Consider the following 22,886-nt stretch of genomic DNA (forward strand, 5'->3'; position numbering starts at 1 on the left):
CCGGAATCAGGCCATTTCCTTTCCCTCCCGGTATTTTCTGGGGGACATCCCCACCTCCAGTTTGAATTTACGGGAAAAATAGCTGACATCATCATAACCGATCTGCGCGCAGATATCGGTCATGGAAAGCTGTGTGCTGCGGAGCAATAGCTTTGCCCGTTCCATGCGCAGACCGGTGATATAGGTCCAGAAGCTGATTCCTGTCTCTTTCCCATAGAGACGGATAAAATAATTCTTGCTGAGTCCCACATAGTCGGCGGCACTTTCCAGCGACAGCAGCGGATCCCCATAGTTTTCCGCTGCATATGCGTTCGCCTTCAATACGATGGACTTATTACCGGAAAATTCCTCTCTTTTTTCCAAATCCTCCAGGTACCGTTCAATGATATGACGGGTATAGGAAAACAAAGCATCTGCGCTTTCGATGGCAAGAAAGCGTTCAATTCCTATTTTATCCAGTTCTTCCGCGGACTGGACAAGCCCCAGCTCTTTCATATGTATTTTCAGCTGCATTATCATATTATAGCAGAAGCCCTGCAGCTGTCCGGGACTTCGCAGTTCTTTTCCGGCACCCGAAAATATACGCTGCAGGAATTCCGTAACCCCCGCTATGTTGAAATCCTGCAACGCGCCGGACAAAATATTTTTGATCTCATTGATCGGGAGCGGGCCATATTCCTCCTTTATGCCGCAAAGAAAGGGATATCCTTTGTTTTCTGAATGATAAAAGCTGTGTATCCTGTTTGCCTTCAGGCTGCCGCACAGGGCCTGGGGGCTTTTATTTCCGCCGGTTTCCTGCAAAAGGTATAGGGAATAATCCAGATCCTGGGATATACAGGAATGACAGTCCTGAAAAAAAAGCAGCGCGTCTTCCTTTAAAGGGGAAACCGCATAAATAATACGGTTATTCACCGATACAAAATGGGCATGAATCTGTACTCCTGCTTTTCTTATGTAAGCAGAAAAGGTATTTGAAAGGGTCTCCGCATCCCCCGGCTGCTGCTGTATATCCCGCCGGAAGGAGATATCAATGAGTCCGTAGTTTCCCCGTAGCAGCCTGCTGTCACACAGCCCTGCCGTACTCTCGCCGGAATTCATGCTGGCGCCGTATAGCCGCTGCAGGTCTTTCTCCAGGAGCTGCTCTTCACTGCCGGCAGCGCCCTCCTGTGCACGGCTGGCTTCCCGGTTTAATTCCGCTGTAATTTTTGATACGATTTTATTGATGGAATCACGGCTTACCGGCTTCAGCAGATACCCATTGGCCCCCAGATTTAAAGCTTCCTGGGCGGACTCAAAGGAATCGCTCGCCGTCAGCAGAACAATTTTCACTTTCTTGTCCTTTTCACGGATTTGCTTCACACAGCTTAACCCGTCCATGAGAGGCATTTTTATATCAATTATGATAAGATCCGGCTTTTCCTTTTCATATAAAGAAAAGGCCTCAACCCCGTCCGTCGCCGTTCCTGCAATTTGAAAGCCAATTCCGGCCCAATCCACAAGGGCGTTCAGCACCTTGAAAATAATCGGTTCATCGTCCGCAAAGCATACTTTATACATACCCGTCACCTGTTTCCTTATCCGGAATTGTTATGATAACCCGTGTATATGCTTCCTCCCGGCTGTCCAGAACAATGCCGTAAGAGGCTCCGTACTTCAGTTTTATACGGGCATTGGTATTGGAAATACCGACACCCGGGTTTCTAAGGGCCAATTCCATATTGGTTCTAATCTCGTCCATCCGTTTTGCACAGATACCATGTCCGTTATCAAAAACTTCGAATACAATAATCCCCTGTCCCCGGGTAATACGCAGCCTTATTTCTCCCCCTTCCTTCCGGTCCCTGAACCCATGCTTTATGCTGTTTTCTATCACCGGCTGCAGCAGATATTTAAGTATCTGGTGATCCATCAGTTCTTCGGGGCAGTCCACAGAATAGGTAAAAAGATCCGGAAACCGCTTTTTATAAAAGCCCAGATAATTGTTTACATGCTGTATTTCACGGGCAATGGTGGTCATTTCATCGGAATGGTCGATGGTATAATGAAGAATCTCTCCCAGGGCGGACAGCATATCTTCAATTTCCCTGTCCCCGTGCAGGACGGCCTCACCATGTATGGTCTGGAGGACATTATATAAAAAATGGGGATTGATTTGACTTACCAGCATCTCCAGTTCTATGTCCTTCTGATGCATCTGGGCCACATACACATCATTGATCAGAGAATTAATCTTACCGGCCATTTCTTCGAATTTACCCCGGATTACCGTAATTTCCCCGAAACTATTATCCATATCATCAAAAGCGACGGCTCCGGAACCATCATAGGAGGATATCCTTTCGATCACACTGTCGACCGGTTTCTGAAGTCTGCGCGTGATATAGCGCAGTACCAGAATACACAGCCCTACAGCTGCACAGCCTATCACAATTGCAAAGGACCAGATGGAGTTTGTGGAATTTCGGATGATTTCGTTAGACGTTTCCGATATGATAAACCATCTGGTGGTCTGTATCTGCTTGCTGGTATATAAATTACCGTTTTTTATAGTCTGCATGGGTGCATCGGCCGTCCCGTTTCTGTTAAAAGCAGCCCATATGTCCCTCATTTCCTCCGGGTCGCGGTTGCTGACATAATCATAAATAAGCCTGCCCTCCTCATCCACCATGATATAACCCTCCGCCGAATTATAATTGGTTCCATAGAACAGACTTGAAATCTTATTGGCATTTACCTCACACAGGATATATCCCTCTACCTTATCCCCCTTTTTTACCGGATAAATAACCGAAAAGACATTGGTATATTTCTCATTCTGTCTAGAATAATGATCGACCCCATGGGGAGGCACATATTTAATGGCCGAGGGCTGTTCCAGGGCCTTTTGGAACCAGTCACTGCCGGTGAAATCGTAATTACGGCTTAATGCATTGGTGACAGAAAAAAGGATTTTGGAATCCGTATTCATTATTACAAGATCTACCACATGATCATAATAAATGTGAATCTGGGAAATGCTTGTCTCTATTTCCCGTATATTGGCCAGCCAGCTGGCATCATAAGTATCGTTACTGCCCAGAAGCCGGTGTACAGCGGACTGGTTACCCAGGGATACCAGCGGTGTTGTTAGGCTTTTGAACTGATCATCTATGCTGCGGGATATTTCAGATACAAATTCCTGCTTGTCGGTCAGGATACGCTGATGCATCCAGAAGCTGTTAATATAGGTAATGCCAAAGATCAGCAGAATAATAGCTGCCAGAAACACTGCCGTGACGCTTACCGCTGTTTTTGTAATAATTGAGGAATGCTGCGGACGATGATGCATAAGGATACCCCCCTGAATGCCTCTGCTGCTTAGGCAGATTTATAGTAACATTATAAAACAGCCCCGCACATAATTGTATAAAAAAAAGATTTATTTCGCATTTTTTCTATGCAAAGATATTTTAATTCAAGTTTTGTGTATTATATCACATTTACTTTTAATGAAAAATGTCTAAAATTTTAAGTATGAAAAGCATACAAAAAGTAATATATAACAGTTAGAAATATTCAGGAGCCGGCACCTGCAGTATAGAAACTGAGTCAAACAAGCTTATCAAGGAGGGTTATGAAAATGAGAAAAAAATCAAAGTTATCTGCTGCCTTACTCGCAGCTGTACTGACGTTTTCCGTAACCGGCTGTGCCGGCACGGATACATCCGGGGAAACCGCCTCCGCAGTACCTTCTTCCGCCGCCCAGGAATCCTCTGCAGAGAGTACAGCGGTTACCGGGGGAGATATCCCCAGCGGAACACTGACCTTTCTTTCCTGGCAGAATGAAACCGTAATGCAGCCTTTACTGGACGGTTTCAAAGAAAAATATCCGGATGTCAGCGTGGATTTAATCTATGCACCCCCGGTACAGGATTATGTTGAAAAATTCCAGATTATGTACTCCACAGGGGATTTACCGGATGTCTTTGTGACCGCGGCGGAAAATAAAGGAGAGGTTCTGGATAATGATATTGCCATGGATATATCCTACCTTCCCGCTTTCGACAGGATGTCTGAAAAAAATAAGGAAACCTATACAAAAGACGGTAATATATACGCCTTTGCGCCGGATGCCTGGATTGCAGGAATTTTCTACAATAAGAAAATACTTGCGGATAACGGAATTGAAGTCCCCTCAAACCGGGAGGAATATCTGGCAAGCATGGAGACTCTGAAGGCTAACGGCGTCCAGCCCTGGGCATTCTGCAGCACCAATCTGTATGATCCCATTCAGGGGTATGTTGCAACCGAAACGATCGACAAAAACGGAAAATATGACGCCCAGGTCAATAACGGGGAACTAACCTATGCGGATGGCTGGAGCGAACCTGTCAGTCTCTGGGCAAGTGACTATCTGGATCCCGGCTATATTAATCAGGATGCCCTGGGCCTTACCGGCGACCAGGTAAATGAAATGTTTGCTTTTGAGGAATGCGCTTATATGATCGGCGCAACCTGGTCCGTCGCCACTCTCGATGAACTGAATCCGGATCTGGAATACGGCATGCTTCCCTGGTTTGGGACACAAGACGGCGTAGCCTGGATGACAGGCGCAACCGGCGTAGGCTGGTCAATAAACGCCAAAGCCAAAAATATGCCTGCTGCAAAAGCGTTTCTAGAATATCTTTCCAGTGACGAAGCCCTTAAAATGTTCCAGGAACAGACTGGCGGCCTTCTCGCTATAGACGGCATTGACTTCCCTATCCATCCCACAATTGAAGAAGGCTATCCATACCTTCTGGAAGGCAAATTCTATCTGCCCGCAGTAGAATGGAAATACTCGGATGCCCTTGGCAATGAAATGCTCATAGGGACACAGGAAATCCTTACTGGTAACATAAAACCCGAACAGTTAGTGGAAAACATGGATAAAAAACGGACTGAGCTGGACGCAGAACAATAAGGGAAAAGCAAATACAGCCTGAAATAGATTCAGCGGAATAGCGGATACGCATTCCGCTGAATTTATAAAGATATCTTCAACGAAAGGAGCGTCCTGTTTTGAAAAAAAATCTGAAAAGGGAATTTCCCTATCTCCTGTTTATACTCCCTGCTTTCCTGGGATATACCACCTTCACTATAGTCCCTCTGCTGAACAGCTTTAAATATGCGTTCACCAACTGGGATGGCTTCAACAAAGCAGAATTCGTGGGCCTAAAAAACTTCTTCGATCTCTTCGGGGATGCCCCCATGATGCGGGCTTTGCTGAATACGCTGGTATATGCGGTATCGGTCCCCCTGCTGGTCACGCTTCTGGCTATTCCGCTTGCGGTCCTGCTGAATGGTAAAATGAAAACACGCAATCTCCAGCGGGCGGTTTTTTTCTTTCCTTCGGTACCCAGCGTCCTGATTCTGGGATATCTGTGGTCTTATATGCTGAGTCCCACCGGAAGAGGACTCATAAACACCATCCTGGGGGTTTTTAACATCGATAAGGTACTGTGGCTGGGAAAGCCCATGCTGGCGATGTTTTCCATTATCATGGTGTCCGTATGGTCCCAGGTGGGATGGCATGCCTGCATTTACCTGGCTAACCTGCAAAGCATTCCCGCTTCCTATATAGAGGCCGCCCGGATTGACGGTGCTTCCGGATGGGGTATTTTCCGTCATATCACTTTCCCTATGCTGGCGCCGTCCATGACTATCAGCGTTATGCTGCTGCTCACCGGAAGCCTTAAGGTATTTGATCTGCCATTTTCCCTTACCAACGGAGGCCCCGGCTACTCCACGCTCATGGTAACCCAGATCATTATAACCCGGGGCGTTACGGAAAAGCTGTATGGAAAAGCAACCGCCATGTCGGTGGTATTCTTTTTTGTCATCTGTATCTGCACAATTATCCAGTTGTCCCTGATGAAAAAAAGGGAGGAAAAACTTATATGAAAAAAAGAGCAAAACTTAAAGGCTATACGTGGAAAACCTTTCTGCTGGAAATTATCATGCTATTATTATGCTGCATCATAGTCCTGCCCTTTTATTATCTGGTAATCAGTATATTCAAAACACCGAGAGAAATGGGTATGAATCCTCTGGGGCTTCCGGAAGCCCTGTATCTGGAAAATTTCAAAAATGCCTGGGCGCAGATCCATTTTATCAGAGCTTTCTGTAATACCCTGATCCTCACTTTTTCCACACTGGTGGTGGTTATTCTTTTCGGATCCATGTCCGCCTACGCCGTGGCAAGACGGAAAAGCAGATTCTACAAGCTGGTCATGCTTTATTTTCTGCTTGGCTTCATGGTACCGTTCCAGACCACGATGGTTCCTCTGTACCAGCAGATGCAGAGGTTTCATCTGATAAACAAACTGTACGGGCTGATTGTCCTTTCCACCGGCAGCTGTGTTTTTGCTTTCTTTATGTACCAGGGCTTTATTAATACCGTTCCCTATGAATTAGAGGAATCGGCTATTATTGACGGGGCAGGCCCTCTTCGTGTATTCTTCCAGATTACCTTCCCGCTTTTGAAGCCCATAACGGTAACCATGACCATCTTCCATGTCATGGGGACCTGGAATGATTTTGTTACCCCCTTCCTGTTTCTGCATACCAGGAACAACGCTACACTTATGCTGGAAATGTACCGGGGCGTAGGGGAATTCCAAAGCGACTGGCCCCTCATGATGACAACTATGGTCCTGATTATGGCTCCTCTTGTGATTTTCTATATCTTCGCGCAAAGATATATAATTGACGGACTGACCAGCGGGGCCGTAAAGGGCTGATATTCCTATTGTTATGTAAAACGGACGGCACAAACCATGCCGTCCGTTTTTTATCCTTCCCTGTGCTTCTTTATCCTGCGAAGCTCCCGGGCTCTTTCCTTCTTTTTAAAAATATCCGCCGCATCCCCTTCCGTAATGAACTTCATGGTTTTTACCGCATAAACCCGGTCCTCCTCCGTTTTACGGACCCTGATTTTCCCCTTCATAAAGCCATGTCTTTCACAATAGGATACGCTGTAATAATGCTTCCCGTTCGGGGTAAACCACCGGATTTTCCGTTTCAGGTTACGGTGGCACAGATAGCACTTGGTGGAGGAGACTTCCTTATCCGCAAGAAGCTCCTGTTTATCATTAAAGTCTCTGGATATATACTTGGCATAATCGTCAAAAACAATATGAACCTCATCCTTTTTATTATGGGGAACAATAAAGCCGTCAAAGGATACCATCTGCAGCACCTGGGGATCCTTGATCTTTGCCAAAACACGCCCGGTATAGTACGCATCGCTCAATGCCCTGTGAAAAGGAATATCTTTGAATATGGCAAGGAAATCCACCGCATATTCCAGGTTGCGGCGGGATTTTTTATCCTCAAAGGCTATGCTGAACAGCTTCTGCACATCATAGAATTTCATGGGCTTTTTATCAAGAGGATCCATTCCATAGAATTTCATATTCCGCTGCAGTTCCGACAGATCCTGAGGTCCCCAGGTCCCGAACATATAATCCTCCCCGCACCAGGCGAGAAAGCTTTTTATCACCTGAAGAAAGCTGCGCCCTGACTGCAGCTCCTCCATATCAAGATGAAGGAGCTTTTTGGTCATATAATGCATTTCCTTATAAACCTGGGGCCGTATGAGTTCATGAAAGCTGTCACAGATCTCCATGCGGCTGTTCAGCTTCACCGCACCGATTTCTATGATCTCAAACGGCAGCTCCTTCAGCTGTTTTTCCTTCTGTTCGTTCCCCTGATTCCATTCCAGATCCAATATGATATAATTCATTTACTATTATGCTTCTTTCGTCAGCTTCTTTTCCAGTTTCCCTGCTATCTCCTTCAGGCAGCCTTCTTCGAAGGGCAGCTTCAGTCCCACTTCCTTAACCATGTTGGTAAAGAAATCGGACGCGGACAGACGGCAGAGCTTCAGATAGCTCTTCCATGCGGCTTCAAAGTCCTCATCCAGCCAGAGTTTATATTCGAAAGCTACGGTCTGTGCGATTACATAATCAATATAATAGAAGGGGAAGCTATAAATATGGTGCTGCTGCTGCCAATAGCCGCCCTTTCCGAAGAATTCATCCCCTTCATAATCCAGGTGGGGCTTATATTCCTTCTCCAGCCTGCTCCAGGTTTCCTTCCTCTGGGCCGGGGTCAGCTCCGGATTTTCGTATACGATATGCTGGAATTCATCCACCATGCATCCATAGGGTATGAACATCATGGCATCCTCAAAATGCATCTCCCGGTATGCGTCCGCCTGATCTCCGAAAAACCAGTCCATCCATTTTTCCGTAAAGAATTCCATGGACATGGAATGACACTCCGCAGTTTCCATAGTAATATCCCCATGCTCCCGTATCTCATCCATTCCGGACAGATACCCCTGGAAGGCGTGGCCGCATTCATGGGTGATGACATCCACATCCGCACTTGTTCCGTTAAAGTTGGCAAAAATAAAAGGCGCTTTGTATACCGGAAGATAGGTCATATATCCTCCCACCCTTTTGTTATTACGTCCCAGTACGTCAAAAAGCTCGTTTTCCATCATGAAATCAAAGAATTCCCTGGTTTCCGGAGAAAGCCGGCTGTACATACGCTGCCCTGCTTCCAGAATCTCTTCCGGTGTTCCCACGGGCCTGGGATTTCCGTCCTTGAAGTAAACCCCTTCATCAATAAAGGATAGCTTGTCAAGTCCCAGACGTTTTCTCCTCTTATCATGCAGCTTTTCAACAAAAGGAACAAAATCCTTTTTAACCTGCTCCCGGAAAGCTTCCACCTGTTCCCTGGAATAACAGTTCCGGTTCATCCTGTAATAGCCAAGCTCCACAAAATTTTCATAGCCCAGCTCTTTTGCCTGCTTTGTCCGTAACTTTACCAGCTTATCATAAATATCATCCAGTTCCTCCTCATGTTCCTGAAAGAAAGCGGAGAATTTGGCCCAGGCCTTTTTACGGATCTCCCGGTCGGGATTTTTCAGATAAGCCTTCAAACGGGAAATATTTACGGTTTCTCCATCCCATTCAAATTTTGCGGAAGCGGGAATTTTCTCATAAGCGGTAGCAAGGGCATTTTCTTCCTGGACAAGGGGAATCAGCTTCTCTTCCATGGATTTCTGTGCCAGCTCCATATTCTTAAAGGCGACCGGTCCTATTTTATCCTCCAGTACGCTGCGGTATGGGGATTCATACAGAAGCTTCTGGTATTCGATTACCATATTGCTGTATCGGGGGCTTTCCGCATCGTAATAATCCTGCTCGGCACTGTAAAAGGCATCCGCAGTATTCACATCATGGCGGATATGGGCAATTGTCATCCGCGTATCCACCCTGTCACGCAGTTCATAATATTTCTGATGTACCGCAAACTGCTTTTCTCCGTTTCCGGCCTCCTTAAATTCCTTCATCAGCTGTGTAAATTCTTCTTCCACCTTATTGAAATCCACTCTTTCATAAGGCATTTGCGAAAATTTCATATAAGCTCCCCTCTGCCCGTTCTGCGGGCGTTCCACCCAGGTTCAGCTGAACCTCTTGGTTTCCTGTTTTACTATTTTATCTAAAAGATACGAATCCCATACTCATTTTTCTGTAGTTTTTATACCGGACCGCGCAGTAAATATGCAGACCTGATCAGATAACTACAATAAGTTTACAATACTTTACATGTATAGTCAAACATCCCCTTTCCGGGGGCCGCGATTAAAAAAGCCATGGCCAGCTTCAGGCAAGGAATAAAAACATATACAAAAACAGGGCTTTTACCCCCTGTTCTTGTTATATACTATATACCGAATTCCTCAAACAGCTTTTTTTGGTATTCTTTGTCCCCGGCCGCCTTTATGATATCCTCCGTCCGGTTTCGCTCCGCCAAAAGCCGGATGAGATGGTTCACCCGGTCTATCCCCTCATTTTTACCCTTTTCGATGCCAATCTCAAGAATATTCATCTTAACAGCCTCCCATTCTTCCGATTGCTTTACTTCCCTTACGATCCGATCCAGCTCTCTAATCCGTTTATCCTTTACCAGTATTTCCGGGTTATCCAGTGTCGTATTCTTCATATACTGAAGAAGGCTCACCAGATCCGGCCTTCCCCTGCGGCTGGTCATATTCAGAAAAATTTTCTTAGTCCCGTCATCCAGATGCAGCCCTGCGATTTCTTCACATTGTTCCGTAAAAGTATACATTGCCAAGTCACGGGAAAAGATATCCTCCTGGGTAATGAAAATAATGATCGTGGAAGGAAGATGGCGGTATTTGGTCTTTTTTCCCGATTTCAGTATAGGGGTATCCAGGAGTCCCTGGTAAAAACGGGAACGTTTCTGCAAATTATCACTTTTCGAATCGTTCTGCATTTCTGTATTAAACTGACGGTTCCGTACATCCCTTGCCCAGGCATCCAGGCGGATAGCCCGTTTGCCGGATTGGTTGAGTACCACCTGCTCCGCCTTTACCTCTGCAAGCCTCAAATCAGGTTCGTCAACTATGATTCGCAGCATGTTCTCATAAGCCGCCTTATTCTTCATAACGGATAGAAATAAGGCAAAATCACTCAGGTTAAACTGATAATCCGGGGGAATTGTCTGCTCCTTAAGCAGATTCTTCATTTCATGTTCCATAGGCGTTCCTCTCTTTCCTTTTACGCAGAGAGTCGTTTCGCCTTTTCTACTCCCTGCTTATTTTATTGTCAGCAAGGAGTTCATGCATTCACATACATATCCATGTATGTTACAGTATCCGCAGACGATACCATGCATCAGATACCGGCCATTGAAAGGGCACGGCATTAAAGATAAAAATAATCAGAAGTGTTGAATTCATTGCCTTACTTGAATTGTAGCACAGACATACTGGTCTTTCAATGTTAAAATAGCCCCCTGTGCCGCAAGGTTCCTTACAGGGGAATGACTCCAGTCGTTTACGCTTCCGTTCGGATAAGAACACAGCAGTATCTAATGCTGCACAGGAATGGTAATTTCAACTACCGCCCCATATCCCTCATCCATATTGGAAAAAGTAATCTTTGCTTTCTCCCCATAAATTAGCTTCAGTCTTTTCAGGGAATTCTGGATTCCAATATGCTTTCTGTCATTATAGTAAATGGGCGTATCCTGTTCAATGGCATCCAGGATATCGGGAGGAAAGCCCGTACCGGTATCGGATATGCAGATATACAGATATTCGCCGTCCTCATAATTTTCATTGACTATATACAGCGTAATTTCCACATGGTTATCCAGGGAAACCGCATGGGTGATGGCATTTTCCACGAAATTATGGATAATCAGGGTAGGTACCAGGTAGGTACCGACGGTATCTTCCATAATCACCTCAAAGGAAAAAGCCTCCTTTCCGTACCGGATCTGCTGTATTTCCACATAATTACGTATAAACTCGATTTCTTCCTTCAGGGATCTGGGTTCAAAGGTATCGCTCATGACATAGCGCATATAATTGGAAAGCATTTCCGTAATATGCACGATTTTCTCTTCCTTTGCCACATCCGCCATTCCGTGTATCAGACTCAGGCAGTTTAAGTAGAAATGGGGCCTGATCTGAACCTGCATGGCCTCCAGCTCCGTTTTCTGCCTTGCCAGCTCTTTTTCATAAATATCGATTTTAAGGGACTTGATTTTTCGAAGCAGCCCCTTGAATTCCTTGCTTGCCATTTCCAGTTCCAGGATGTTATTGCTGCCGTTTTCGTTTATCCACTGCTCTTCCTCCGTGTTTTTCAAACTGCCCACGAACTGCTTCATAGGCCGGAGAATGCGCTGGTAATAAACCCTTATTACCAGGATGCAGCCTGCAATAATGCCGATTGCCAGAAATACGAGGATAACCTGGAGACGCATGATTTTTTCCAATATTCCGCCGCTTGGGGCAATCATGATATGAAACGCCCTGTTTTCTCCGATAATACCGCTGATAGGAAAAGAATAGACCACCTTTTCTGTAAATATGCCTGCTTTTTTTCCGGATATTTCATTGATTTCGTCCGGGTTTATTTTATTCCTGTCTTTAGAGGACAGAAATATGGTGCCGTCCTCTCCCTGTATATAAGGGATCCCTTCATAGCCAAGGCTGTTAATCCGCAGAGTCTCGAAAAGATCCTCCAGCCGGATGGCACATCCCATCGTCATTCCGTTCTTAGAAAACCGGCTGAATACATAGTCCTGTTCCCCATCGTTGATAAAGTACCATTGGGAATAGGGTGTACGTTCTCCCCGCTTCTCCCTGAGCGCCTCCATCAGCGCATTGCTCAGGCCGAGCTTCTGGCTGTTTTTAAAAATACTTCCGTTGTCCGATATCAGAAGATCCGCCTCTTCCAGATAGACAAAAAAACAGCAGGGCTCTTTGTAACGGATTTTCAGATTCCGGTTCTGCTCCTGTATCTCATTCAAAATGGGGTAATACTGGCTGTCCTCCGGCCTGATTCCTGCGGGAATGGAATTGGCTTCCCCTTTTTTGCTTGTTAGGGTAATGATTTCATAATTAATTTTTGTAATATCGGTATTGATCTGCTCCACATAAAGTCTGGCCGTATCTTCAATGTAGCGATACACCAGCTGTCTCGCCTCAAACATACTCTGGAACATAACCACCAGGATTCCAAGAAACAAGATTATGACAGGAATAATGACCTGCATGGTGAGTTTTCCCATACTTTTATTTTTTTTCTCCAATTTTCCTGCCATCGTCTTTCCTCCATTTATACAAACAGCCTGACAGGATTCTGCAACATCATACGTAGTTTCCCGCCAGGCATTCCCTTTTTCTATTATATAGTTTTCCGGCTATAAAGCAAAGTCTCCCCACTTGCTGTCAGCTCTGATGAAAACCGGTATTTTTTCCATAGGTGCGTCTACAGTAACCGTACGGCCTCCCTCATAGCAGATACCGCTGAACACATCCTTCCATATAGGCCCTTCAGGAAGGTACACCCTTCTTTCGTATACGTCCTCCTCCATCACTGGCGCCACACAGAAATCAGGGCCGAACATGTAAGCATCATCCGTTTCCCAGGCTTTTTTATCCGCAGGAAAATCATAGAACAGCGGGCGCATGACAGGAGTCCCTTTTTCGTGGGCTAGGCGCATCTGTTCTTTTATATAAGGCCGCAGCTCTTCTCTCAGGAACATGTATTTCTTACAGATCGCGAATACCTCATCCCCGAAGCTATAAACCTCATTGTCCGCGCCGGATCCGAACAGCCCGATACCGGATACCATATCGCCTTCAAAACCTCTCTGGGGTTCCCGGTTTCCGTGAAGACGCATAACAGGGCAGAAGCAGGCATATTGGAACCAGCGGATAAACAGCTTCCGGAAGGAAGGATCCCCGCCGTATGCCCCATGGAAACCTCCGATATCCGTTGTCCACCAGGGGATTCCCGCCATAGCCATGGAAAGCCCTGCCCGCATCTGCCTGCGGAAGCACTCAAAGGTACTGTCTATATCACCGGACCATACGAGCGCGCCGTATTTGGCACTCCCCGCCCAGGCAGAACGCACCAGGTTCACCGGATTATCATCTCCTTCCGCCTTCATGCCTTCATAGAAGCCCTTGGTATATAATTTGGGGTATATATTCCCCACTTCCATAACGCTTCCCAACTGGTATCTGTAATTGCTGAAATCATAGGTGGTATATTCCGGTTCCGCCACATCAAGCCAGTAGAGCCGCGCCCCCTTGTCCCAGTAATTTTTCTTGATTTTATCCCAAACATAGCTTCTGGCGTCCGGATTGGTGGCATCAAAGAACAGCTCCTGTCCGAAACAGGTCATGGCTATCCGTACCCCGCTTTCCGTACGTACCAGATATCCCTTTTCCATCATCTCCCGGAAATTTTCAGAACGGTAATCCACGGTGGGCCACACGGAAACCATCACCCGTATCCCCATATCCGCCAGTTCCCTGCACATGCCGGGAACGTCAGGCCAGTATTTTTCATCAAACTTATATTCACCCTGCTGCGTCCAGTGGAAGAAGTCCACCACAATAACATCCAGAGGGAGTCCCAATTCCTTATATTTACGGGCCACTTCCAGCAGTTCCTCCTGGGTCTGGTAGCGCAGCTTGCATTGCCAGAAGCCGCAGCCGTAATCCGGCATCATGGGAGGCCTTCCCACAAGGCCCATATAGGTTTCCTCAATCTCCGCCGGCGTATCACCTGCGATCACAAGATAATCCAGCTCTTTGGTGCATTCCGCAGACCATTCCGTGCCGTTCACCCCAAAGATCACTCTGCCTACCGCCGGATTGTTCCACAAAAACCCATATCCGATATTGGATACATAAAAAGGGATACTCACCTGAGAATTCCTCTGGGCCAGTTCCAGCATACAGCCCTTCATATTCATATACTTCTGCTGATACTGTCCCATACCGAATATTTTCTCATCGTCATCCGCCACGAATCTGGCTGCCACGTGGAAGCAATCCCCTGCTGCCACCTTGAATTCCCGCCCATAGACATTAAGCGGGGTGCTCGGACAATCCTTCAGTCTTTTCCATTGCTCCTTCAAAAGCAGCTTTTTGTCCTGGTTATAAAAAGCAAGCACTCCGTCCGCATTTACCACTGCAGTTATTTTTCCGTTGGTAAGGGAGCCGAAGGATTCATTTTTGCCGCTGTACATATTGGCGTATACCACGGCGGAGGCATCCTGATCATCATAGACAATAATCACACCGTTGCTCTCCACAGCTTCCTCCAGTGCCCAATTGTTCCCGGTAAAAGAAGCGTTCTTGGTGGCCCTTACCCTCACCGCATTGCTTCCCCACGGCTCTATCCGCACCGTTTCGTTATCATATTGGTAATAAAGGCAGTCATCTTTTTTGAAAATCATTTTCTCTCCGTAACGGTTCAGTCCCTTCACAGTTACTGCCAAAATCCATCCTAATTCGCTTTCAGCGATGGATTTTGGCACTCCTGAATCACTTTCTTACGGCCAGCGCAGCAAGTGCGCCGGCCTGACTGAATAGTTACTTTTCTCCTTTCCTTCCCCCAGGATATGCACCCGTTCCTTTTATATTGCGGGCAATGGGGTATTTTACTTGCCCATAGATTCCAGATATGCCTCATAAGCTCCGTTCTGGATTTTCATCAGATCCTGCAAACCCATGTTGTCCAGCTGTTTCAGGTAGGCATCCCATTCTTCATCGATACCGCCGTCTACTACCCAGTGTGCGAACTGCGCTTCTACGTATTTATAAATATCCGTACCAAGAGTTGTCAGCTGTGTCAGTTCATCGTCTGTATACTTTACCATGGGGAACCCGATAACATTGTCTTCTGCCACGTATTTTCCGTTAATGGCATCCTCAGCCAGTTTGATTCCGTCACCCTGATCCGCAGGAAGGCTAACTTTGTCATAAAAATCAGGATTCATATATTTCGGCCCGAAGTCACGCATGGAGTTGGACCATGCAGAAGTATCCAGAGAACTTCCGTCGGAAGGGACAAGCACATCATAAGTTCCGTCGCCGTTATCCTGTACCTGATCCGGGATGGATCCGTAGAAGGTCTGCAGGGAAGCCAAATCGGTATAGAAATCATCCGCCCAGGCAAGGAGTTTTTCCGGATTCTGGCAGTTCTTGGTAATTAAAAGCTCTCTGTCGGAAATATCCAGGAAATTCTGTGCATTTTCCACGTGATGTTTTCCATCCGGACCTGCAACAGCTTCCAGAGGAATAAACTGTCCTGCGTTCAGCCCTGTTTCGGCATCTGCCGTCCATGCGGATACCAGGCCTACCTGAGAACCGCCTTCCGCCTGCAGCTTGCTTCTTCTCATAGCATCTTCCTGTGTGAAGAACTCCGGATCAATGATCCCTTTCTGATACATCCCGCTGAACCATTTTACCGCTTCCTTATAGTTCTCTTCCACAGGCATGAATACGGGCTTTCCGTCTACAAGGCTCATGTAATTGTTATCCCTGCTTACCATGGTCCCGTAAGGAGAAAGATAACTGCGTAAGCATCCGCTTAAGGCATTTAAGCTGCTGGCCCCGGTGATTCCGATTTCATTATTCGGATCGCCGTCACCATCCGCATCCTGTGTTACAAAAGCTTCCAAAACACTTTCCAGTTCTTCATAAGTTTTGGGAACTTCCAGATTCAGGTTATCAAGCCAATCTTTGTTAATATATAGGATATTACCGCAAACTTCCGGCCTTAACGGAAGCTTTTTAACAAGACTGTATATATCTCCGTTACGATCTTTTGCCCTTGCAAGCAGCTCCGGCTCTTTTTCAAAAACGGCCTTTAAATTCGGCATATTCTGATCAATCAGATCCGTAAGTTCCAGGAAATAATCCTTATTTTGGGCAATATCGGTATCTTTCAGACAGATGGAACCGAAAAATGCATCGGGAAGGTCGCCGGATGCCAACAGAAGGGATTTCTGCTCCTGCCAGTCACTGTCATAATATACCTGCCATTCAATATTAATTCCGTGTTTTTCTTCCAGCTCCTTCATATAACCGCTTTCCAGAAAATCGGTAGGCCATGCGTCCGTCCAACGCACCGTTGCGATAGTATAGGTGGGAATTTCACCGGATGCTGTATTATCTGCTGCCTCATCGCCATTCGCACCGGCAGTATCCGCAGCCTGTGTACCCGCAGTATCCCCCCCAGATTGTGCCGTATCCTTAGAACTGCCGCCGCATCCTGCAAGCATGGATGCCGTCATCACTGCTGCCAAGCCAATGCTCAGCGCTTTTTTCCAATAGCTCATTTTCATCTCTCCTTTTCTTTGAAACAAGTGTTTATGTACTTTTGCTTTCCAAGCAATGAATACCTTACTGCAATCGTAACTGTCCCGTACCTTTACAGTTACATAACATCATCCCTTCAGGGACCCCAGCATAACGCCCTGGTTGAAATACTTCTGAACAAAGGGATACATACACATAATCGGTGCGGAAGATACCACAATTACCGCATATTTAATCAGGTCGGCCATCTGTTTGGCTTCCACTGCCGCCGCGCCGGTTGTCATGGCGCTGATCTTCTGGTTACTGATGAGGATATTCCGCAGTACCAGCTGCAGAGGCTGCAATTCCGGGCTGCGCAGATAAATCAATGCGTTAAAATACGAATTCCACTGTCCAACCGCCGTCCAGAGGGCAATTACCGCTATAACTGCTTTGGAAAGGGGAAGAACGATTTTGAAAAAGAAATTCAGGTTTCCGCAGCCGTCTATCTGTGCGGCCTCCCATAAATCATCCGGTATACTGTTGTTAAAGAAAGTTCTTGCCACGATGATGTAATAAGTAATTACGGAAAACGGCACCACCATAACCCAGAAATTATCCAGCAGGTTAAAATCCTTTACCACCAGATAGGTAGGAATCAGTCCCCCTGTAAAGAACATGGGAATCAGGTAGTAAATGGTAAACAGCTTCTTCCCGCATAAATCCCTCCGGGAAAGGGCATAAGCCGCAGGGATATTCACCACCAGGGAAAGAACTGTCCCGAGAGCCGTATAAAGGATGGTGTTTTTATAGCCCACCCAAAGCTGTGAATATTCACCCAGCTTCAAATAACCTTTGAAATTAATTCCTTTCGGCAGAAATACAATATTTCCAGCCGATACATCCGCCGGGTTGCTGACGGATGCAATAATAATAAAGTACATCGGATACAGGACAATCAGTATAATGATAAAAGCCAGAAGATAAAGGAAGAAATCAAATACCTTGTCGTTTTTGGACTTTTTAACCTTGATTCCCGTTCCGGTCCTTGCGTTTTTCTTTGCCATTTATATTCCCCCTTATACCAGTGAAGTATCACTCATCTTCTTTGAGATATAATTCACAGAAAGAAGCAATACCAGATTTATTATATTGTTAAACAGGCCGATAGCGGCTGACAGGCTGTACTGGCTGCTCACCAGACCCATCTTATATACATAGGTGGAAATAATCTCACTCGCACTGCTGTTCAGGGTATTCTGGAGCAGATAAACCTTTTCAAAGCCGACGCTCATAATGCTGCCGGTACGGAGGATAAACATGATCGTAGCTGTGGGAAGAAGCATGGGAATATCAATGTTTACCAGCTTCTGCCACTTGCTCGCCCCGTCCATGGTAGCGGCTTCATAAAGGGAAGGATCCACGGCGGAAAGGGCGGCTATGTAGAGGATACTGTCCCATCCCACATGCTGCCAGCTTTCTGTCCATACATAAATACTGGAAAAAGCGGACGGCTGGCCCATCAGGTTGGGAAGGGTAATTCCGATATAGCTCAGCAGCTTGGCAATAATCCCCTGGCTGGGGGAAAGGAACAGGATAATCATACCGCACATAACAACGGTGGAAATAAAATGCGGCAGATAGGTGGATACCTGGAAGAACTTCTTAAACCCTTTTCTTGCCATCTGATTGCACATGAGGGCAAGCGCAATGGGAAGAGGGAAGGTAACCAATATACTGTACAGGCTGATTACCAGGGTATTCTTAATTGTTATCCAGAACTGGTAGGAATTAAAATATTGTCTGAAGTATTTCAATCCTGCCCAGCTGCTTCCCATAATCCCCTGGGATGGGGTAAAATCCTTAAAGGCAATGGTCACACCGTACATCGGTATATAGGTAAAGAGAAACATAATTACCAGCGAGGGGAGCATGAGCAGATACAGGGAACTGCTCCTTTTCAACCTCTTTCCGAAACTGACCGGCTTTGCAACGTTTACTGCTGTTTTCTGTCGTGCCACTCTTTTCATCACTCCCAACTTAATTCTGAATTATTTGTGCTACTTTTTTTCTACTTTTTAATTCCTTTTTATCTTTTTGAATTTTTACACAAACAATTGTTTTTGTTTATGGATATATTGTATATTTTAAATAACCAGATATCTATAAATTCTAAGTTCATCTCCTAACAAAATTGAGGGTTTTTCTCGGTATAAGGTAAATTAATAAAGCCGTAAATTTGTTATTTACAGCTTAAAAATGTTACTTCTTTAGAATCTCCCCGGCGCGGCATATGCATACCCCTGTTATTTTTCCGGAATAATGACAAAAATAAGCAGATATCTGAAATGGATGCCCTTAAAGGAAAAAATCATACATTCCATATATCTGCTCTTTTGTAAATTATTTTTATTTCTTAACCCGGTTTCTGTATTCATTGGGCGTACATCCGGTGTAGTCCCGGAAAGTCTTGCTGAAATAGGAAAAATTGCTGTACCCCACCTCCAAAGCCACCCTGCTCACCGTAAAATTGGAATATTTCAGATATTCCTGTGCCTTCTGCATCCGGCAGGACGCCACGTAGCTGGGAATGGAAATACCGGTTACATTCATAAAAATCTTAGATACATAGTCCTCCGAAAGATACACGGATCCGGCCAGTGTTTTCCGGGACAAGTCCTCCTTCAGATGTTCGTTGATGTACGTCTTAATCTGTTCAACCACCGACTCCTGCCGGTTGTCCTGATGCTGATAGCCGGCCAGCTTTTCAAAAATATACCGGATGAAGCTTTCCATGTCCGGAAGGGTCGCCACCGCCTTTTCATAATGCTCGTCGAACTCCCTTCCGTCAAAAATCCGGGTGATCAGCACATCCTGTTTGTTCAGATAGCGGTAAACCATCTGCATCATTTCCCTACGGAACTGTTCCAGTACGGAAATAGTGACCTGATTGCCGTTCCAAAGCTCCTCCAGAAACAAAAGGATTTTCTCCTGGGTATCCTCTATCATACCGGAGGCCGACATTTCTTTTTCCCATATTTCCCATGGAGGAGAAACGTATACGATATCCTTCTTGTCCCATTCCTCTTCAAAAAGCATGCCGTTGTTCCCCGGGACCGCTTCCTGCTCCATCTGCTCCAGGTTCCTTCGGCTTTGTTCAAGATAGTCTATGGAAACCATAACTCCCATATAAATACATACCCGCATATGAAGCGCTTTTTCCAGGCATTCTTTCAAATGAAAGGAGTCCTTTTTCATCTGTTCCTGCTCACCGCTCTCCTCCGCCACAAGAACCCATTCATAATCGCTTTCCCGGAGCACCGCCTTCAGCCTCTGATGCCGTTCTTCCATAAATTCTGCGGTAATATTCTGAATGATAAAATCATATAAGACAAGATCTTTTTTCTTTCTGGTATCCGAATCGGGTAGGATCTTGATAAGCTGCAGTCCGTATTTTCCGTCGGGGCTGCAGATTCCCTCCTTGCAGGCCTTCTCCAAAAGGGTTCGGGATCGGGTTCCGTTTTCCTGAAGCAGATATCTCTCCCAAAAGGAATTTTTCCGCTCCTCGCCTTCGCCCCCGGACTCCCCTTTCTGCCTTAAAACCTCCACAAGACTCCCCAGGGCCTCCTCCAGCTCCCTGTTGGAAACAGGCTTTAACATATATTCTCTTGATTTGAGATTGATCGCTTTCTGGGCATAAGCAAAGTAGGCATAGCTGCTCAGGAAAATACACTCCACCGGTATTTCCTTATCCCTTACCCATTCCAGCAATTCCAGGCCGCTACCCTGGGGCATTTCAATATCTGAAAGCAGGATATCCACCGCCACCTCTTCCAGAATTTCTTTTGCCTGTCTGATATTACAGGCCGTAAGCACGGTACGGATCCCTAACTGCTTCCAATTGACCCCTTCCACCAGCTTTTCCACAACAAGCTTATCATCATCCACAATTAAAATACTGATGTCCATCCTGTTCCCCCTTGCTTTCTATTGATCCCAGCATACTATAGGAGGAAAAATAATTCAAGAAACACAACGTAACAGTTCAGACGGCCCCTTGTGCCCTGTGGCATCCCGCAATCTTTTTTATTTGAATTGACTTTGCATGACGATAGTGTTAAAATATTAACAAACGGGGCGTCATATGATAAAGAGATATTGAGGGGAGAATGACATCCCCGGTTACAAAACCATTTTCAATTATAAGGAGGTATTTACAATGGGACGTTTTACTTTACCGCGTGACCTGTATCATGGAAAGGGATCTCTCGCTGAACTGAAGAACCTCAAAGGAAAAAAAGCCATTATCGTAGTGGGCGGCGGTTCCATGAAAAGAGGCGGATTCCTGGGACAGGCTGAAGAATATCTGAAGGAAGCCGGAATGGAAGTCAGGCTTTTCGAGGGTGTTGAAGCCGATCCTTCCGTGGAGACGGTTATGCGCGGCGCAAAATTAATGCAGGAATTTGAACCGGACTGGATTGTTGCCATGGGCGGCGGTTCTCCCATAGACGCAGCCAAAACCATGTGGGCTTTCTATGAATATCCCGATGTAACCTTTGAAGAACTGATTACTCCGTTCTCCTTCCCCCAGCTGCGCCAGAAAGCGCATTTCTGCGCGATCCCTTCCACATCCGGAACCGCTACGGAGGTTACCGCATTTGCAGTTATCACCGATTACCAGAAGGGGATCAAATATCCTCTGGCAGACTTCAATATTACCCCTGATGTGGCAATCGTAGATCCTGCCCTTGCAGAGACCATGCCTCCCAAGCTGGTAGCACATACCGGTATGGACGCCATGACCCATGCCATTGAAGCCTATGTTTCCACCTTACATTGCAATTATACGGATCCCCTGGCACTCCATGCTATTAAGATGATTCATGACTACCTTAAGAAATCCTACGACGGAGACATGGACGCAAGAGATCAGATGCACGATGCACAGTGCCTGGCCGGAATGGCATTCTCCAACGCTTTATTGGGAATCGTTCATTCCATGGCACATAAGACCGGCGCTGCTTACTCCGGCGGGCATATTATCCACGGTGCCGCCAATGCCATGTACCTTCCCAAGGTAATAAAATTCAATGCCAAAAATGAAGAAGCAGCGGAACGGTATGCGGATATCGCCAGATTTATCAATCTTCCCGGAACTACTACCGAGGAACTGATCGAAGCCTTAATCGAAGAACTGCGGAATATGAACAGGATGCTGAATATTCCTCTGGGCATCAAGAATTACGGCGAAGGCGGTCTGATAGCCGATACTACCATTATTGATGAAAAAGAATTCCTGGAGAAGCTTCCCACCGTTGCCGAACTTGCAATCGGTGATGCCTGCACAGGCAGCAATCCCCGTATTCCCACACAGGAAGAAATGGAGAAGCTCCTGAAAGCCTGCTACTATGATACGGAAATAGATTTCTAAGAGTCCATTTGTCAAAGGATTTCTTAATCTTTCTAAATTATTTCTAAAGTCCCTTGTTATTTCCTATTCCTGCGCATAGAATGATGGAAAAGGAGGTACAGACATATGGATTTTTTAGATAAGATTGGAAATATTGCAAAGAATATTGGTGACAGGACGAATGACGCGATTGAAATCACAAAGCTGAATGCGAAAATCGCTTCGGAAAAAAATGCGGTTGGAGAAGATCTGAAAAAGATCGGGGAATTCTATTATAAGAAATTTGCCGACGAAGAACCTATAGATACGGAAATCCAGGAGTTTTGTGATGCGGCTGCAGGCCACTATGAAATCATAGATCAGGCGCAGGCTGAAATTGACCGGATTAAGAAAGAGAATGGCGGTAACAAGGAAGAGGCGCAGCAGGGTGAACCGAACCCCGAAGATGGTGCAAAGGGGCCGGAATCCCCTAATAAGCCGGAACCCGAACCGGAATCCATGGTGGTATGCCCTTCCTGTCAGGCAGTCAATCCGGAAGGCTTTAAGTTTTGTACGCAATGCGGTTCTTCACTTGAACCTGAAAAAGCTGCCGGTGAAGATAAATCCGGTATTAAATGTCCGGTTTGCGGAGAAATGCTGCATAAGGATGCCAAATTCTGCGGACACTGCGGCTCCTCCATTTCCCCGCAGCAGTCCTGATATCCGGCAGTCGTTCAGGTGTGTCTGAACGGTAGTATTCCTGTAAAAACTCTAAAAACCGCTGCAGATTGGCAAAACCTGCAGCGGTTCTTTCTATCCACAGGGACT

At 46.0% G+C, this 22,886-nt stretch carries 16 protein-coding genes; 5 read left to right on the forward strand and 11 right to left on the reverse strand.

The genetic code is table 11. The features are described from left to right. Positions 1-6: 6 nt before the first annotated feature. Both DXA36_RS19610 and DXA36_RS19615 read right to left on the reverse strand, forming a co-directional pair. Entirely contained in the window at positions 7-1,557 is a 1,551-nt protein-coding gene (locus DXA36_RS19610) for a response regulator transcription factor (RefSeq protein ID WP_118681178.1), read from the reverse strand. After that, a complete protein-coding gene (locus tag DXA36_RS19615) occupies positions 1,550-3,328 on the reverse strand; it encodes a cache domain-containing sensor histidine kinase (RefSeq protein WP_118681179.1) in 1,779 nt (592 codons plus the stop codon). Before DXA36_RS19615 ends, DXA36_RS19610 begins: the two co-directional genes overlap by 8 nt. A gap of 291 nt (positions 3,329-3,619) precedes the next feature. Between DXA36_RS19615 and DXA36_RS19620 the strand changes: the two genes are divergently transcribed. The 3 genes from DXA36_RS19620 to DXA36_RS19630 all read left to right on the forward strand — a co-directional run bounded on the left by DXA36_RS19620 (position 3,620) and on the right by DXA36_RS19630 (position 6,761). Then, positions 3,620-4,942 (forward strand): ABC transporter substrate-binding protein, encoded by a 1,323-nt coding sequence (locus DXA36_RS19620; protein ID WP_182479169.1) that lies wholly within the window; start codon positions 3,620-3,622, stop codon positions 4,940-4,942. A gap of 98 nt (positions 4,943-5,040) precedes the next feature. Then, on the forward strand, positions 5,041-5,922 hold the full coding sequence (locus DXA36_RS19625) for a carbohydrate ABC transporter permease (RefSeq protein ID WP_118681181.1): 882 nt from the start codon (positions 5,041-5,043) through the stop codon (positions 5,920-5,922). After that, positions 5,919-6,761 carry a carbohydrate ABC transporter permease gene (locus DXA36_RS19630; RefSeq protein ID WP_118681182.1) on the forward strand — a complete coding sequence of 281 codons (843 nt, stop codon included), beginning with the start codon at positions 5,919-5,921 and terminating at the stop codon, positions 6,759-6,761. Before DXA36_RS19625 ends, DXA36_RS19630 begins: the two co-directional genes overlap by 4 nt. Positions 6,762-6,811: 50 nt before the next feature. Here DXA36_RS19630 and DXA36_RS19635 read toward each other — a convergent pair whose 3' ends face one another. The 9 genes from DXA36_RS19635 to DXA36_RS19675 all read right to left on the reverse strand — a co-directional run bounded on the left by DXA36_RS19635 (position 6,812) and on the right by DXA36_RS19675 (position 20,638). Beyond that, complete coding sequence (locus DXA36_RS19635) at positions 6,812-7,765, reverse strand: 3'-5' exonuclease (RefSeq protein WP_118681183.1); 954 nt, start codon at positions 7,763-7,765, stop codon at positions 6,812-6,814. 6 nt (positions 7,766-7,771) lie between these two features. Then, the gene (locus DXA36_RS19640) at positions 7,772-9,454 is read right to left on the reverse strand and encodes a M3 family oligoendopeptidase (protein WP_118681184.1); all 1,683 of its coding nucleotides are present in this window, start codon (positions 9,452-9,454) and stop codon (positions 7,772-7,774) included. A gap of 305 nt (positions 9,455-9,759) precedes the next feature. Beyond that, positions 9,760-10,596 (reverse strand): PD-(D/E)XK nuclease family transposase, encoded by an 837-nt coding sequence (locus tag DXA36_RS19645; protein WP_118681185.1) that lies wholly within the window; start codon positions 10,594-10,596, stop codon positions 9,760-9,762. Positions 10,597-10,929: 333 nt separating this feature from the next. After that, positions 10,930-12,672: a sensor histidine kinase gene (locus tag DXA36_RS19650; RefSeq protein ID WP_118681186.1), complete on the reverse strand. Its 1,743-nt coding sequence runs from the start codon at positions 12,670-12,672 to the stop codon at positions 10,930-10,932. Between the two features lie 99 nt (positions 12,673-12,771). Then, positions 12,772-14,823, reverse strand: a complete 2,052-nt coding sequence (locus DXA36_RS19655; protein WP_118681187.1) for a glycoside hydrolase family 31 protein — start codon at positions 14,821-14,823, stop codon at positions 12,772-12,774. Positions 14,824-15,027: 204 nt separating this feature from the next. After that, the gene (locus DXA36_RS19660; RefSeq protein WP_182479170.1) at positions 15,028-16,710 is read right to left on the reverse strand and encodes an extracellular solute-binding protein; all 1,683 of its coding nucleotides are present in this window, start codon (positions 16,708-16,710) and stop codon (positions 15,028-15,030) included. Between the two features lie 108 nt (positions 16,711-16,818). Next, positions 16,819-17,736, reverse strand: coding sequence for a carbohydrate ABC transporter permease (locus DXA36_RS19665; protein WP_118681189.1), 918 nt, complete (start codon positions 17,734-17,736; stop codon positions 16,819-16,821). Between the two features lie 12 nt (positions 17,737-17,748). Then, a complete protein-coding gene (locus DXA36_RS19670) occupies positions 17,749-18,699 on the reverse strand; it encodes an ABC transporter permease (protein ID WP_118681190.1) in 951 nt (316 codons plus the stop codon). 379 nt (positions 18,700-19,078) lie between these two features. After that, positions 19,079-20,638, reverse strand: coding sequence for a response regulator transcription factor (locus DXA36_RS19675; protein ID WP_118681191.1), 1,560 nt, complete (start codon positions 20,636-20,638; stop codon positions 19,079-19,081). 250 nt (positions 20,639-20,888) lie between these two features. Between DXA36_RS19675 and DXA36_RS19680 the strand changes: the two genes are divergently transcribed. Together DXA36_RS19680 and DXA36_RS19685 are read left to right on the forward strand one after the other, a co-directional pair. Beyond that, positions 20,889-22,100 (forward strand): iron-containing alcohol dehydrogenase, encoded by a 1,212-nt coding sequence (locus tag DXA36_RS19680; protein WP_118681192.1) that lies wholly within the window; start codon positions 20,889-20,891, stop codon positions 22,098-22,100. Positions 22,101-22,205: 105 nt separating this feature from the next. Further along, the gene (locus tag DXA36_RS19685) at positions 22,206-22,778 is read left to right on the forward strand and encodes a zinc ribbon domain-containing protein (protein ID WP_118681193.1); all 573 of its coding nucleotides are present in this window, start codon (positions 22,206-22,208) and stop codon (positions 22,776-22,778) included. Positions 22,779-22,886 lie beyond the last annotated feature (108 nt).

It is taken from the genome of Eisenbergiella sp. OF01-20, assembly GCF_003478085.1.
GTDB lineage: Bacteria > Bacillota > Clostridia > Lachnospirales > Lachnospiraceae > Eisenbergiella.

Coding starts and splice junctions, on each gene's coding strand:
- DXA36_RS19610 (WP_118681178.1), bottom strand. CDS start 1,557: ATGTATAAAGTATGCTTTGCGGACGATGAACCGATTATTTTCAAGGTG.
- DXA36_RS19615 (WP_118681179.1), bottom strand. CDS start 3,328: ATGCATCATCGTCCGCAGCATTCCTCAATTATTACAAAAACAGCGGTA.
- DXA36_RS19620 (WP_182479169.1), top strand. CDS start 3,620: ATGAGAAAAAAATCAAAGTTATCTGCTGCCTTACTCGCAGCTGTACTG.
- DXA36_RS19630 (WP_118681182.1), top strand. CDS start 5,919: ATGAAAAAAAGAGCAAAACTTAAAGGCTATACGTGGAAAACCTTTCTG.
- DXA36_RS19635 (WP_118681183.1), bottom strand. CDS start 7,765: ATGAATTATATCATATTGGATCTGGAATGGAATCAGGGGAACGAACAG.
- DXA36_RS19640 (WP_118681184.1), bottom strand. CDS start 9,454: ATGAAATTTTCGCAAATGCCTTATGAAAGAGTGGATTTCAATAAGGTG.
- DXA36_RS19645 (WP_118681185.1), bottom strand. CDS start 10,596: ATGGAACATGAAATGAAGAATCTGCTTAAGGAGCAGACAATTCCCCCG.
- DXA36_RS19650 (WP_118681186.1), bottom strand. CDS start 12,672: ATGGCAGGAAAATTGGAGAAAAAAAATAAAAGTATGGGAAAACTCACC.
- DXA36_RS19655 (WP_118681187.1), bottom strand. CDS start 14,823: ATGATTTTCAAAAAAGATGACTGCCTTTATTACCAATATGATAACGAA.
- DXA36_RS19660 (WP_182479170.1), bottom strand. CDS start 16,710: ATGAGCTATTGGAAAAAAGCGCTGAGCATTGGCTTGGCAGCAGTGATG.
- DXA36_RS19665 (WP_118681189.1), bottom strand. CDS start 17,736: ATGGCAAAGAAAAACGCAAGGACCGGAACGGGAATCAAGGTTAAAAAG.
- DXA36_RS19670 (WP_118681190.1), bottom strand. CDS start 18,699: ATGAAAAGAGTGGCACGACAGAAAACAGCAGTAAACGTTGCAAAGCCG.
- DXA36_RS19675 (WP_118681191.1), bottom strand. CDS start 20,638: ATGGACATCAGTATTTTAATTGTGGATGATGATAAGCTTGTTGTGGAA.
- DXA36_RS19680 (WP_118681192.1), top strand. CDS start 20,889: ATGGGACGTTTTACTTTACCGCGTGACCTGTATCATGGAAAGGGATCT.
- DXA36_RS19685 (WP_118681193.1), top strand. CDS start 22,206: ATGGATTTTTTAGATAAGATTGGAAATATTGCAAAGAATATTGGTGAC.